A 12,523-nucleotide genomic window follows, 5' to 3' on the forward strand; every position below is an offset into this window, starting at 1 on the left:
CCAGCAGATCCACGCGCATCCGCAATCCGCACTGCCCCGGAGGAGAACAGCATGAGCCGCAGTGACGTCCTGGTCGACGCCGACTGGGTCGAGGCCCACATCGACGACCCCAAGGTGGTCATCGTCGAGGTCGACGAGGACACCTCGGCCTACGACAAGAACCACATCAAGAACGCCGTCCGCATCGACTGGAAGCAGGACCTGCAGGACCCGGTCCGCCGCGACTTCGTCGACCAGGCCGGCTTCGAGGCCCTGCTGTCGGCCAAGGGCATCGCCAACGACGACACGGTCGTGCTGTACGGCGGCAACAACAACTGGTTCGCCTCGTACGCCTACTGGTACTTCAAGCTCTACGGCCACGAGGACGTCCGCCTGCTCGACGGCGGCCGCAAGAAGTGGGAGCTGGACTCCCGCGACCTGGTCGCCGCGGTACCCGAGCGCCCCGCCACCGAGTACAAGGCCAAGGCGCAGAACACCGCGATCCGCGCCTTCCGCGACGACGTCGTCGCCGCGATCGGCTCGCTGAACCTGGTCGACGTGCGCTCGCCCGACGAGTTCTCCGGCAAGCTGCTGGCCCCCGCGCACCTGCCGCAGGAGCAGTCGCAGCGCCCCGGCCACGTGCCGACCGCCCGCAACATCCCCTGGTCGAAGTCGGCCAACGACGACGGCACCTTCAAGTCGGACGACGAACTGAAGGAGCTGTACGAGAGCGCGGGCGTGGACCTGTCCAAGGACACCATCGCGTACTGCCGGATCGGCGAGCGCTCCGCGCACAGCTGGTTCGTCCTGCACGAGCTGCTGGGCCAGCCCAACGTGAAGAACTACGACGGCTCGTGGACCGAGTACGGGTCCCTGGTCGGCGTGCCGATCGAGCTCGGCGCCAACTGAGCGGCCCGAGACGGCCCCGAGACGCGAGAAGGACGGAACAACCATGTGTGGAGCGAAGGCCGGCGGCCCGGATCTGGCAGGAGTTGACGTGGCGAACGAGACGATCATCCAGGGTTCGGTGACCCGCGACGGCGAGCCGGTCAGCGGCTACGTGCGGCTGCTGGACGGCGGCGGCGAGTTCACCGCGGAGGTGCCGACCTCCGCGACCGGGCAGTTCCGCTTCTTCGCGGCCCCCGGCACCTGGACGGTGCGCGCCCTGGTCCCGGGCGCCACGGTGGACCGCACGGTCGTCGCCCAGCAGGGCGCGGCGGCGGACGTCGCCATCGCCGTCTGAGCCACCAGGCGGCTCACGGCGGCTCACCGCGGCGCACGGCGCGCCGGACGAGGGCCCGGGCACTTCCGGACACCGGAGGTGCCCGGGCCTTGCCGTGCGGGTGCCGCCCGCACCCGTCCGGCGTACGGTTGAAGTGTGTTGGCACGGCGTCGTCACATGTACTACGCCATGATGGGCACCTGCGTGGGTCTGTTCGTCCTGGCGTGGGCGGTCGTACGCATCTGGTCCGTGCCGGCGGCCATCGGCATGTGCGTGGTGGCCATGGTCATCCCCCCGGTCGCGGCGATCGTCGCCAACAGGCGCGGCCCGGAGGACCGGTGGTGGGACGACCCGTCCGGTGATCCGCAGTCCGACGAATGGTGGGCCGAACTCGACGGCCGGGACCGCGGTGACCACAAGGACCGCCACGAGTAGTGTCCGCGGGCCGCGGGCAGGCGGCACGGGCCCCGCGCGCGATCAGTAGACGAGTGCCTGCGTCCCGTCCGTCATCGCCTCGCTGACGAAGACCTGCGCCCCGGCGATCCGCACTCCCTCGATGACGTCGGCCTCCCCGATGTCACGGCGGGCCGCGCACTGCGTGCACAGCGTCACCGTGCCGCCCGCGAGCACCGACTCCAGCAGATCCGGCAGCGGCGCGGAGTGCGGCAGCTCGAACCCCGCCGCCCGCCCCGGCAGCGCGAACCACGCCGACTCCCCGGTGAGCCACAGCGACACCTCGACCCCGCTGGCCACCGCGACCGCCGCCACCGTGAACGCCTGCGAGCACCGCTCCGGCGCGTCCGCACCGGCCGTCACCTTGATAACGAGCCTCTTCGCCATGCGCCCAGCCTAGGCCAGCGCTGTGACCGGGAAGGTTCACCGGTTCGCGACCCTGCCCGCCGGGCGTACGGCCCCTGCCCGCCGGGCGTACGGCCGGGTCCGGCGGCGGGGGCCGGGCGGCCGAGGTGCCGTTCCGGCAGACCGTACGGCTGCAGGCCCGCCTGCTGGGATGACCCGCGTCCCGATTAGACTCGGGGGCGGCCGTGAACGTACCGCCTGTCCGAGGAGCACCCCGCCGTGCGCATTGAGTACTACTTCGACGCCTTGCTGGTGCTGGTGTGCCTCGGCGTCGCCGCCTTCACGCTGTACGTGGTGAAGAAGCTCTACCAGGGCCAGCGCTGACATGATCGAGATCCCCTCCGACCTGCACCCGAGGCTCGTCCCGCTGGCGTTCCTGCTCGGCCGCTGGACGGGCGCGGGCGTGCACGACTTCCCCGGCGCCGAGAAGTGCAACTTCGGGCAGGAGGTCGTCTTCACGCACGACGGCCGGCCCTTCCTGGAGTACACCTCGCACACCTGGGTGCTCGACCAGGAGGGCAACAAGGTCCGGCCGCTGGAGAACGAGACCGGCTTCTGGCGGGTCGACGACGAGCGCCGGGTGGACCTGACCACCACGCGCGACGACGGCGTCGTGGAGATCTGGACCGGCGAGCTGGCCCAGGGCAAGCCGCAGATCGACCTGGTCACGGACGCGGTGGCCCGGCTGGCGGGCGCGGCCGAGTACAGCGGCGGCAAGCGGCTGTACGGCTACGTGAACGGCGATCTGATGTGGGTCGGCGAGAAGACCACGCCGTCCGTGCCCCTGCGCCCGTACATGTCCGCGCACCTGAAGAAGGTGCCGGACCCGCGGGAATGGGTGGCGGACCTCAAGGACCTCCCGGACGACGGGATCGCCTTCTTCAAGTGAGGGTTCCTACACTGGCCGTGTGGCGAGCACGGACTGGAAGAGCGATCTGCGGCGGCGCGGCTACCGGCTGACACCGCAGCGGCAGCTTGTCCTGGAGGCCGTCGACACCCTCGAACACGCCACGCCCGACGGCATTCTGTGCGAGGTCCGCAAGACGGCCTCCGGGGTGAACATCTCCACCGTCTACCGCACGCTGGAACTGCTGGAGGAGCTGGGCCTGGTCAGCCACGCCCACCTCGGGCACGGGGCGCCCACGTACCACCTGGCCGACCGGCACGACCACATGCACCTGGTGTGCCGGGACTGCGGCTCGGTCACCGAGGCCGGGGTGGAGCTCGCGGCGCCGCTGCGGGACGGGCTGCGGGAGCGGTTCGGCTTCGAGACCGACATGAAGCACTTCGCGATCTTCGGGCGCTGCCGGGACTGCGCGCGCACGGCGGGGAACCGGGGCGGGGCGCCCGGCGGGGACGCCGGACGGCCGGCGGAACCGGGCGGGTGACCAGTCGTACGCTTGACGGCATGACGAAGAGCCCTTTGCTGTCGCTGCCCGGCGCCGTCCCCGCTGAAGGCCCCGACGAGGGTGTCGCCGCCCACTACGGCGACCTGTTCCGCGAACAGCGCGCGCTCGCGGACGGCACGGGCTTCGTGGACCTGTCGCACCGCGGCGTCGTCACCGTCACGGGCGAGGACCGGCTGTCCTGGCTGCACCTGCTGCTGACCCAGCACGTCGAACAGCTCCCGCCGCACCAGGCCACGGAAGCGCTCATCCTGTCGGCCCACGGCCACGTCGAGCACGCCCTCTACCTGGTGGACGACGGCACGACCACCTGGATGCACGTCGAGCCGGGCACGCAGGGCGCCCTGACGGCGTACCTGGAGAGCATGAAGTTCTTCTACCGGGTCGAGGTCGAGGACGCGACCGAGCGGTACGCGGTGGTGCACCTGCCGGCCGGCTCCATCACCGCCGTCGGGGACCTGACCGTGCGCGAGACGCCGTACGGCCGGGACGTCTTCGTCCCCCGCGAGCGCCTCGCGGCCTTTGCCCGCCCGTCTCCCGCCACCACCCTTCCAAGGAATGGCTCCGCCGCCTTCCTTTTCGAGGCCGGGCCGGCGATCGGTGTCCTGGCGTACGAGGCGCTGCGGATCGAGGCGCACCGGCCGAGGCTGGGCCTGGAGACCGATCACCGCACCATTCCGCACGAGGTGGGCTGGCTGGACACCGCGGTGCACCTGAGCAAGGGCTGCTACCGCGGCCAGGAGACGGTCGCCCGGGTGCACAACCTGGGACGCCCGCCGCGCCGGCTGGTCTTCCTGCACCTGGACGGCAGCGAGGTGCGGCTGCCCGGGCACGGCGCGCCGGTCCGGGTCGCCGAGGACGGCGCCGACGGCCGCCCGGTGGGCTTCGTCACCTCCTCCGCCCGCCACTGGGAGCTCGGCCCGATCGCCCTCGCCCTGGTCAAGCGGAACACCCCGGAGAACGCCACGCTGCTGGCGCAGGACACGGCGGCGGCGCAGGAGACGGTGGTGGCGCCGTAGCGGCGGTCACCGCCACGCGCGGGCGCGCGCGCCTCGCATGCGCGGGTGCGCCGACCTGCGCGTGCACGCAGGCATGCGCGGGTGCGCCGACCAGGGTGCGCCGCCCTTGCGCGGGTGCGCCCGAGCGCCCGCGCCGGCCTATATGTCGATGACCACGGTGAACGGTCCCTCGTTGGTCAGGGACACCCTCATCTCGGCGCCGAACACGCCCGTCGCGACGGTCGCGCCCAGCTCCCGGAGCCGGGCGACGACCTCGTCGACGAGCGGTTCGGCGACGTGACCGGGCGCGGCGGCGTTCCACGTGGGGCGGCGGCCCTTGCGGGCGTCACCGTAAAGCGTGAACTGGCTGATCACCAGGAGCGGTCCGCCGGTGTCGGAGCAGGACTGCTCGCCGGGCAGGATGCGCAGCGTCCACAGTTTGCGGGCCAGCGCGGCGGCCTTCTCCTTGGTGTCGTCGTGCGTCACCCCGACCAGGACGCACAGTCCGGGACCCCCGATCTCGCCGACGGTCTCGCCGCCGACCACGACCTTCGCCTCGCTCACCCGCTGGGCCACCGCTCGCATGGCCTCATTGTGCCGGGGCGGCGCGGGAGCCTTCCGGGCGGGCCGGACCGGCCGGTTCGTACACCTGTCGCGGCGGCCGTTCGGGTGCAGGGCGCTGCGCTGCGTGACCGGCTAGTGGCAGCATCGGAAACCGGGCGCGGCGTACGCGCCGCCAGGAGGGGATACGACACCGCATGACCACACCCGCCACTGGACACACTCCCGGCACCGCCGTACCCGCCGCAGCGGCGGTGTCCGTCACGAAGGGGCCACGTATGCCGGAGGCCGAAGCGCCGGGGCCGCAGGTCCCGTCCGGCCCGTGCGACGCGCTCGCGGGGCCGCTCGAGGGGGAGCCGGGCCCGCCCGACCCGGGCGCGCTGGACCTCGCCGCCCTGCGCGCCCTGCGCCGCGACGCCCAGCGGCAGGAGGCCGACCTGTCGTACCTGCGGCGCCTGCTGCACGGGCGGATCGACATCCTCCAGGCCGAGCTCGGCCGCCGGGCGCACCGGGCCGGTGCCGCCGGGGGGCCCGCGGCGGCACCGGCCGCGCCGGAGTCGCCCTCCTCGCCGCTGGTCGACCGGCTTCCGGAGATCCTCACCGACGAGCCGTCCCCGGTCCGCACCTCCGCCCGGCACGTCACCTTGGGCACCCCGCTGACCGAGCCGGTCCGCCGCCTGGCCGAGGACATGCTCGCCGAGGTCGGCCTGTCCGACCCCGCCGCCCGTACGGACGCGGAGCTCACCGCCGCGATGGCCCGCCTGCGCGGCCACGAGCACCACATCTCGCGCCGCCGCCAGGCGCTGCAGCAGACCGTCGACGCCACCTCCGCGGAGATCGCCCGCCGCTACCGCAGCGGCGAGGCGCGGGTGGACGACCTTCTGGCGGGTGAATGAGCTGCGAGCGGGACCGTGCACGGGCGAGCGGACGAGCGGGCGCGTGGGCGGCGCGGGCGGGCGTGAGCGCGGCGTGAGCGGGGGATCGCGGGCGGTACGCGCGGGGCCGGTGGCCCGGGACCTGCGGTTTATTCGAGTGCGCCCGGCGATCCGCCGCCCTTAGCGTGCGGGTATGACCGTGGAGATCCGCACCCTGGACGAGTCCGACGTCGCCGACTGGCTGAGGGCCCTGCACGCGGGGTTCCTCATCTCGCCCTCGGTGACCGAGGAGGAGGTCGCGGTGCGCCGCCCCTCGTTCGACCTGGCCCGCACCCGCGGTGCCTTCGACGGGGGCCGCTGTGTGGGGACCTTCCGCAGCATGCAGCGGGAGCTGACCGTGCCCGGTGGCGCGGTGGTGGCCGCCTCCGCCGTCACGAACGTGTGCGTGCTGGGCACCCACCGCCGCCGCGGCCTGCTGTCGCGCATGATGGCCGCCGACCTCGCGGAGGCCAAGGAGCGCGGCGAAGCGGTGTCGATCCTGATCGCCGCCGAGCACCCGATCTACGGGCGGTACGGCTTCGGCCCGGCGACCTGGGTCGGCGAGTGGGAGATCGACGTCATGCGCGCCGCGCAGGACAAGCGGTACGGGGGCCCGGCCGACGGCGGCCGGGTGGACCAGGTGACCGTCGCCGAGGTGCGGAAGACCGGGCCCGCGCTGTTCGACCGGGTCCGCGCGGTGACGAACGGCGCGATCGACCGGCCGCCGTTCTGGTGGGAGCTGGCCACCGGCGAGCGCGTGCCGCCCTCCCGTCCGTGGAAGGAGCCCTTCTTCGCGGTCTACCGCGACGCCGCCGGCCGCGCCGACGGCCTCGTCGCGTACGACGTGGACGACCACGAGTGGCCCAACAAGCTGTCGAGGACCGAGGTGAAGGTGCGCCAGCTCGTCGCGGCCACCCCTGCCGCCGAGGCCGCGCTGTGGCAGTACCTGATATCGCTCGACTGGGTGACACAGGTGCGCACGAACCTGCGGGCGCCGGACGACGTGGTGCCGCTGCTCCTCGGCGACCCGCGGGCCGCACGCCCGGTGACGTACGCGGACTTCATGTGGCTGCGGGTGCTGGACGTGCCCGCGGCGCTGTCCGCCCGCACCTACTCGGGGACGGGCCCGGTCGCGCTGGTCCTCGACGTGGCGGACCCGGACGGCATGTCCGGCGGGCGCTTCCTGCTGGAGACGGACGTCTCGGGCGCGGCCGTGTGCGGCCCGGCCCCGGCGGGCGCCTCGCCCGACCTGACCGTGCCGCTGCCCGAACTCGGCCGTCTCTACCTCGGCGACGAGTCGCCGGTCAGGCTGGCGGCGCTCGGCCGGCTCACCGAGCACCGGGCGGGCGCGGCCAGGACAGCCGACGCGCTGTTCCGCACGCCGCGCCGCCCGTGGTGCCCCGACTTCTTCTGACGGCCCGCCTCACTGCGCCAGCAGCAGGGCCAGTGCGGTGAGCCCGACGGCGGTGAAGGCGGTGCTGCGGATCCTGTGGCCGACGGTGACCAGGCCGACGGCAAGGACGCCGGCCCATCCGTACCGCCACTGGACGACTTGATCGGCGATGTAGGCACACATCGTGAGAGCGAGCACAGTTCCCTCCTTCGTTGCGCTGGGTGTGGCTGAAGGCGGGTGGGTGCTGTGCGTCCCCGTACGTCCTCGGACGGGAAGTCCGGCATCCCCCGTGGAGAGGTTGCCTCATTCAACTCCCGGTGATCGACCAGTAGTTGAATGATTCCTCTCATGTCCTGGTGTGCCCGGTTGGCAGAGATCGGTAAACTTGGTTCCATCAAGGGGTCTTCCTGGTCGGGCAGTTGTAACGTTGCCTCGTGGACGAGGACACCCGTACCAGTGACCGCCTGCCCGCCGGAGCGGCCCCGTATCTGCGCATCGCCGACATTCTGCGCGGCGAGATCCTCGACGGGCACCTGGCGATCGGTCAGCGCATCCCGTCCCAGGCGGAGTTGGAGGAGCGGTTCCAGGTCTCCCGCCCCACCGTTCAGCGCGCCCTGACCAAGCTGCGCGAGCAGGGCTTCATCGACAACCGCAGGGGACGCCCCGCGGAGGTCCTGCCCTGGCGGGAGCGGGGCGGCGCGGCCGCTCCCGTGGCGACGGAGGAGCCCGAGCGCGCCTTCGCCTCCCTGGCCACGCACCTGGCGGCGGCTTTCGAGCGCGCGCACGTCACCATCGACGCCTTCTCCCTCACCGCCGAGACGCTCAACTCCGCGCTGACCACCCAGATCCAGCGGGTGCTGCGCGGCGAGGTGCACCCCAAGTCCCTGCACGTCCGCCTGCTGCTGCCCAGCCCGTCGGCCCGCCTGGCGATCCCCCGCCTGGTCGCCGACCCCGCCGACGAGCGCCCGCTGCGCCGGCTGTACCAGCTCGTGCACGGCCAGACCATCACCTTGCGCAGCGCCTTCAACGGCCTGCGGGACACCGGCCGCGACATCGAGCTGTCGATCGGGATCAGGACCGTGCCGGTCACCCCGCTGCACAAGCTGTACCTGATCAACCAGACGACCGCGCTCTACGGCCTGTACCGGGTCGTCGAACGCCCGGTCCGGCTGACGGACGGCGAGTTCGCGGAGATCTACGACGTGCTCGGCATCGACGCCACCCTCTTCCCGTACCGGGCCGACCCCATGCGGCCCGAGACGTTCGACTCCCGGTACGTGGCGGAGGCCTACGCCTGGTTCGAGTCGCTGTGGACCACCATCGCCGAACCGCTGACCGACCTTGGCTGACCCCGGGCCGCCCCGGCGGCGGCCGTCCCACAAGGAGCAGCCGCAGGAGCTTCTGCGGGAGCCCCGCCAGGAGCCGTCGCAGGAGCTTCGGCGGGAGCCGTCGAAAGAGCCTCGCCAGGAGCCGTCACGGGACCCCGGCCAGGAGCCGCCGCGGCCCGGCGGACCCGCCCCGAGCCCGGGGCGGCGGGCTCTGGCGGCCGGACCGGTGTCCACCGAGACTCGACAGGTGACTTCCGCGCACGACGGGTTCCCCGGGGCCCCAGAGGTTCCCGCGGCCCCCGAGTTCCCCGAGTTCCCCGGGTTCCCCGGGTTCGACGCCTTCGCCGAGTTCGACCGGTCCGGCGGCCCCGCCCTGCTCGCCGCCGCGCGCGGCCTGCTGCTGGACTTCGACGGACCCATGTGCCGGCTGTTCGCCGGCCACCCGGCGGACGGGGTGGCGCTGCGGATGCGCGAGCTGCTCGCCGAGCGCGCGGGGATCGCGGACCCCGGTCCGGTCCGGGCCGCCCTGCGCGACCCGCACGGGCTGCTGCGCGCCGCGCGCGGCCGGGAGATCGTCGCCGACCTTGAGGCACTGCTGGCGGAGCAGGAGGAGGTGGCCGCGCTGTCGGCCGAGCCGACGCCCGGGGCCGGCGCCTTCGTACGGGCCGTGGCGGACAGCGGCAGGGTGCCGGCCGTCACCACGAACAACGCGCCCCGCGCCGTCCTGGCCTACCTGAAGGCGCACGGGCTCGACGCATGGTTCGGCGACCGGGTCTTCGGCCGCGACCCCGAGGACCCCTCGCGGATGAAACCGCACCCCGACTGCCTGCTGCGGGCCGTCGCCGCGCTCGGCGTGCCGCCCGGGGACTGCCTGATGATCGGGGACTCGCCGGCCGACGCGGAGGCCGCCGTCGCCGCCGGCGTGCGCTTCCTCGGCTACGCCCGCAGCCCGGACCGCGTGGCCCGGCTGCGGCGCGACGTCCCGCACCCGGTGGTCGTGGGGATGGCACCGCTGGTGAGCGCCGCCCGCACCTTGGGCGCCGTGCCGGGACCGTCCGAGGAGTGAGACCCGCGGCGCGCCCGCGTCCGCGACACAGCCCCACGACGCCCACCCGTCCCGCGGCCCTCTAGTCTTCCGTCTGCCGGACCGTCGTACCGCCGGCCGGACCGTGATCGTGCAGTGGCCGACCGTACAGGAGAGGCGCCTTGGGCAGTTCTGGAACGGCGACGGCGGCCGGGACCGGCGAGGCGGGCGGCACCGCCCCCGGCCCCGGCTCCGCGGCCGGCCCCTGGCAGCGGCTGCTCACCGACGCCGTCTCGCGCGGCCGCCCCCTCGCCGGGTTCCACAACAGCAACTACGTCCTGGAGCGGGCCGGCGGCCACGCCCGGCTGCTGGACGTCGACCCCGGCACACCGCTGAAGGTCCGCGTGCGGCGCGGGGCGCTGACGGTCGTGGAGCGGGCCTGGTCCGACGAGGGCGCCATCCTGGCGGCGCTGGACCGCACCGAGGCCGTGCGGGGCACCCCGCGCCACTACGCGGGCGCCGGCGAGGCGTGCGTCCACGAGTACGTGCCCGGGGTCGCGCTGTCGCAGGTGTGCCCGCCGGGCAAGCCGCTGGAGCGGCGGTACGTCGAGGCCGTCGCCGCGCACCTCGCCTCCTTCGGCGCGGTCCGCCTCGCCGACCTGCCCCCGCTGCCCGCCGGCTGGGCCGCCGACGGCGACTCGCGCGCCTTCCTGCTCGGCCGGGTCCGGTTCACCGACACGCGGGTCAGGGGCGCGCACGAGGCGGATTTCGGCGGGCTGCTGGGGGCGCTGGGGGTGCCGGAGCGCGCGCTGGACGACTACGCCGCCCGGCTGCCCGCGCTGACCCGGCGGCCCTTCGCCCTGCTCCACGCCGACCTGCACCGCGGCAACCTGATCGTCCGCGACGACGGCGACCTGGCCGTCGTGGACTGGGAGCTGGCCCTGTGGGGCGATCCGCTGCACGACCTGGCCGTCCACCTGGTGCGCACCCGCTACCCGGACGACCAGCGCGACGAGGCCGTCCGTGCCTGGCGGGACGCCGTGGAGCCCGCGGCGGCCGCCGGCCTGGCCGACGACCTGCCCGTCTACATCGGCTACGAGTACGCCCAGTCGCTGTACGCCGACACCTTGCGCGCGGCCCACGGCCTGAGCGAGCACCCCGAACCCGCCGCCTTGGACGCGGCCGCGCGATGGGTGCGGGACGCGCTGTGGCGGGCCGCGGCGCCGCTGCGGCTGGACCGGGTGCCGACCCTGACCGAGGTGGAGCGGGCACTGCTGGCGTGGGCGCGGCGCCGGGCCGGCGCCCGGCCGTGAGGCGAGGGGCGCTACCGGCCCCGTACGCGTGCCTCGTCCGCGGGCCGTCACCGCCCGCCCAGGGTCATCCACTTCTCCGGGTCGGACAGGGGCTCGAAGCCGAACCTCGCGTAAAGGGAGTGGGCGTCGGCGGTGGCGAGCATGATCCGGCGCAGGCCGTAGGGGGCGAGGTGCTCGCGGACGGCGGTCAGCAGCAGGGTGGCGACGCCCTGGCCGCGGACGGCGGGGTCCACGTAGACGTCGCACAGCCAGGCGAAGGTGGCGCGGTCGGTGACCACGCGGGCGTACGCGTGCTGCTCGCCGGTCCCGGAGTGGTACGCGCCGAAGTTCAGCGAGCCGGCTATCGCCGCCTCCTGCTTGGCGAGGGGGCGGCCGAGCGCCCAGTAGGCGTCGGTGGACAGCCACCGGTGGACACGGGGAACGTCGAGGCGGGCCGGATCGGCGGAGATCTCGTACATGGGGCAGCAGCGTAGAACTGCTTAAGGGTTCCCTGCACGACAATTAACTGGACCTTCTGTATCGGTGCGGGCGAGACTCGGGGACATGATCCACGTACCGCTGATCACGCCCTTCGGGAGCGACGGGCGGGTGGCGGCCGCCGCGCTGGAGGACCTCGCGCACGAGGTGCTGGCGGACGGCGCCGGCGGCCTGGTCGCGCTCGGCACCACCGGGGAGCCGGCCGCCCTGGACGACGGGGAGCGGGCCGAGGTGGCGGCCGTCGTCGGCCGGGTCTGCGACGAGCGCGGCGCCCGCTTCGTGGTGGGCGTCGGCGCGAGCGGCACACGGCGGGCCGCCGCCGGGCTCGCCGCCCTCGCCGCCCTTCCCGTCGTGCCGGACGCCGCCTTGGTGACGGTCCCGTCGTTCCTGCGCCCCGGCGAGGCCGGGGTCGTCGCCCACTTCCGCGAGCTGGCCGCGGCGAGCCCCGTACCGCTGCTCGTCTACCACGTCCCCTACCGCACCGCCCAGCCGCTGTCCGCGGCCGCCCTTGCCGAGCTCGCCGGGATCCCGGGCGTGGCGGGCGTGAAGTACGCGACCGGCCGCGTCGACGGGCAGACCGTGGAGCTGATGGGCGCCCTGCCCGACGGCTTCGAGGTGCTGGCCGGCGACGACGTGCTCGCTCCGGCCCTGTTCGCGCTGGGCGCCCACGGCGCCGTCCTCGCCTCCGCGCACCTGGCCACCGCGGCCTGGGCGCACCTCGCGTCCGGCGGCGGCACCGGTCCGGACCGCGCCGCGCTCGGCCACCGCCTGGCCGCGCTGGCCGCCGCCGTGTTCCGCGAGCCGAACCCGGCCGTGGTCAAGGCGGTCCTGCACGCCCAGGGCCGCATCCCCACCCCGGACGTCCGCCTGCCGCTGCTGCCCGCGAGCCGGGAGGCGTTCGAGGACGCGCTCGGCGCCCTGGACACGCTGGCCGGACCGGACGCGTACGAGGGCGCCCGCGCGGGCGCCGCCAGGGGGCGTCTCGTCCCCTGAAACCCTCGCGCGCCCTCCCTTCCGCCGGGGTGATACTCGAAGCGGGCACGGGCGGGG

General features: G+C 74.1%; 16 protein-coding genes. 12 read left to right on the top strand and 4 right to left on the bottom strand.

Annotated features, from left to right (window positions below; all coding sequences use genetic code 11):
* Positions 1 to 51: 51 nt before the first annotated feature.
* The 3 genes from K7G61_RS18665 (at position 52) to K7G61_RS18675 (ending at position 1,636) form a co-directional block, all read left to right on the top strand.
* The gene (locus K7G61_RS18665; RefSeq protein ID WP_225848013.1) at positions 52 to 888 is read left to right on the top strand and encodes a sulfurtransferase; all 837 of its coding nucleotides are present in this window, start codon (positions 52 to 54) and stop codon (positions 886 to 888) included.
* A gap of 43 nt (positions 889 to 931) precedes the next feature.
* The gene (locus K7G61_RS18670; protein ID WP_225848014.1) at positions 932 to 1,222 is read left to right on the top strand and encodes a DUF1416 domain-containing protein; all 291 of its coding nucleotides are present in this window, start codon (positions 932 to 934) and stop codon (positions 1,220 to 1,222) included.
* Positions 1,223 to 1,357: 135 nt separating this feature from the next.
* Positions 1,358 to 1,636 carry a DUF3099 domain-containing protein gene (locus tag K7G61_RS18675; protein ID WP_225848015.1) on the top strand — a complete coding sequence of 93 codons (279 nt, stop codon included), beginning with the start codon at positions 1,358 to 1,360 and terminating at the stop codon, positions 1,634 to 1,636.
* A 42-nt stretch (positions 1,637 to 1,678) separates the two neighbouring features.
* On the opposite strand, the gene K7G61_RS18680 is transcribed toward K7G61_RS18675, so the two are convergent.
* Positions 1,679 to 2,041: a DsrE family protein gene (locus K7G61_RS18680; RefSeq protein ID WP_225848016.1), complete on the bottom strand. Its 363-nt coding sequence runs from the start codon at positions 2,039 to 2,041 to the stop codon at positions 1,679 to 1,681.
* A gap of 343 nt (positions 2,042 to 2,384) precedes the next feature.
* On the opposite strand from K7G61_RS18680, the gene K7G61_RS18685 reads away from it, so the two are divergent.
* Genes K7G61_RS18685 through K7G61_RS18695 form a run of 3 tightly spaced genes read left to right on the top strand, consistent with a single transcriptional unit; the run spans position 2,385 to position 4,484 of the window.
* The gene (locus tag K7G61_RS18685; RefSeq protein ID WP_225848017.1) at positions 2,385 to 2,948 is read left to right on the top strand and encodes an FABP family protein; all 564 of its coding nucleotides are present in this window, start codon (positions 2,385 to 2,387) and stop codon (positions 2,946 to 2,948) included.
* 19 nt (positions 2,949 to 2,967) lie between these two features.
* A complete protein-coding gene (locus tag K7G61_RS18690; RefSeq protein WP_225848018.1) occupies positions 2,968 to 3,447 on the top strand; it encodes a Fur family transcriptional regulator in 480 nt (159 codons plus the stop codon).
* A 20-nt stretch (positions 3,448 to 3,467) separates the two neighbouring features.
* Positions 3,468 to 4,484 carry a folate-binding protein YgfZ gene (locus tag K7G61_RS18695; protein ID WP_225848019.1) on the top strand — a complete coding sequence of 339 codons (1,017 nt, stop codon included), beginning with the start codon at positions 3,468 to 3,470 and terminating at the stop codon, positions 4,482 to 4,484.
* 138 nt (positions 4,485 to 4,622) lie between these two features.
* Here K7G61_RS18695 and dtd read toward each other — a convergent pair whose 3' ends face one another.
* On the bottom strand, positions 4,623 to 5,048 hold the full coding sequence (dtd, locus tag K7G61_RS18700) for a D-aminoacyl-tRNA deacylase (RefSeq protein ID WP_225848020.1): 426 nt from the start codon (positions 5,046 to 5,048) through the stop codon (positions 4,623 to 4,625).
* 173 nt (positions 5,049 to 5,221) lie between these two features.
* Between dtd and K7G61_RS18705 the strand changes: the two genes are divergently transcribed.
* Positions 5,222 to 5,920 (top strand): ABC transporter substrate-binding protein, encoded by a 699-nt coding sequence (locus K7G61_RS18705; protein ID WP_225848021.1) that lies wholly within the window; start codon positions 5,222 to 5,224, stop codon positions 5,918 to 5,920.
* 172 nt (positions 5,921 to 6,092) lie between these two features.
* Positions 6,093 to 7,352: a GNAT family N-acetyltransferase gene (locus tag K7G61_RS18710; protein WP_225848022.1), complete on the top strand. Its 1,260-nt coding sequence runs from the start codon at positions 6,093 to 6,095 to the stop codon at positions 7,350 to 7,352.
* A 9-nt stretch (positions 7,353 to 7,361) separates the two neighbouring features.
* On the opposite strand, the gene K7G61_RS18715 is transcribed toward K7G61_RS18710, so the two are convergent.
* Positions 7,362 to 7,529, bottom strand: a complete 168-nt coding sequence (locus K7G61_RS18715) for a hypothetical protein (protein WP_225848023.1) — start codon at positions 7,527 to 7,529, stop codon at positions 7,362 to 7,364.
* Positions 7,530 to 7,765: 236 nt separating this feature from the next.
* Between K7G61_RS18715 and K7G61_RS18720 the strand changes: the two genes are divergently transcribed.
* The 3 genes from K7G61_RS18720 to K7G61_RS18730 all read left to right on the top strand — a co-directional run bounded on the left by K7G61_RS18720 (position 7,766) and on the right by K7G61_RS18730 (position 10,996).
* Positions 7,766 to 8,680, top strand: coding sequence for a GntR family transcriptional regulator (locus K7G61_RS18720; RefSeq protein ID WP_225848024.1), 915 nt, complete (start codon positions 7,766 to 7,768; stop codon positions 8,678 to 8,680).
* 226 nt (positions 8,681 to 8,906) lie between these two features.
* Positions 8,907 to 9,725, top strand: a complete 819-nt coding sequence (locus K7G61_RS18725) for an HAD family hydrolase (protein WP_225848025.1) — start codon at positions 8,907 to 8,909, stop codon at positions 9,723 to 9,725.
* Between the two features lie 140 nt (positions 9,726 to 9,865).
* Positions 9,866 to 10,996 (top strand): aminoglycoside phosphotransferase family protein, encoded by a 1,131-nt coding sequence (locus K7G61_RS18730; protein ID WP_225848026.1) that lies wholly within the window; start codon positions 9,866 to 9,868, stop codon positions 10,994 to 10,996.
* 47 nt (positions 10,997 to 11,043) lie between these two features.
* Here K7G61_RS18730 and K7G61_RS18735 read toward each other — a convergent pair whose 3' ends face one another.
* The gene (locus K7G61_RS18735) at positions 11,044 to 11,454 is read right to left on the bottom strand and encodes a GNAT family N-acetyltransferase (protein WP_225848027.1); all 411 of its coding nucleotides are present in this window, start codon (positions 11,452 to 11,454) and stop codon (positions 11,044 to 11,046) included.
* A gap of 85 nt (positions 11,455 to 11,539) precedes the next feature.
* Here K7G61_RS18735 and K7G61_RS18740 point away from each other — a divergent pair, with 85 nt between their 5' ends.
* Positions 11,540 to 12,466: a dihydrodipicolinate synthase family protein gene (locus tag K7G61_RS18740; protein ID WP_225848028.1), complete on the top strand. Its 927-nt coding sequence runs from the start codon at positions 11,540 to 11,542 to the stop codon at positions 12,464 to 12,466.
* The last annotated feature ends 57 nt before the right edge of the window (positions 12,467 to 12,523 follow it).

The organism is Streptomyces sp. HPF1205, from assembly GCF_020400825.1.
Classification (GTDB): Bacteria; Actinomycetota; Actinomycetes; order Streptomycetales; family Streptomycetaceae; genus Actinacidiphila.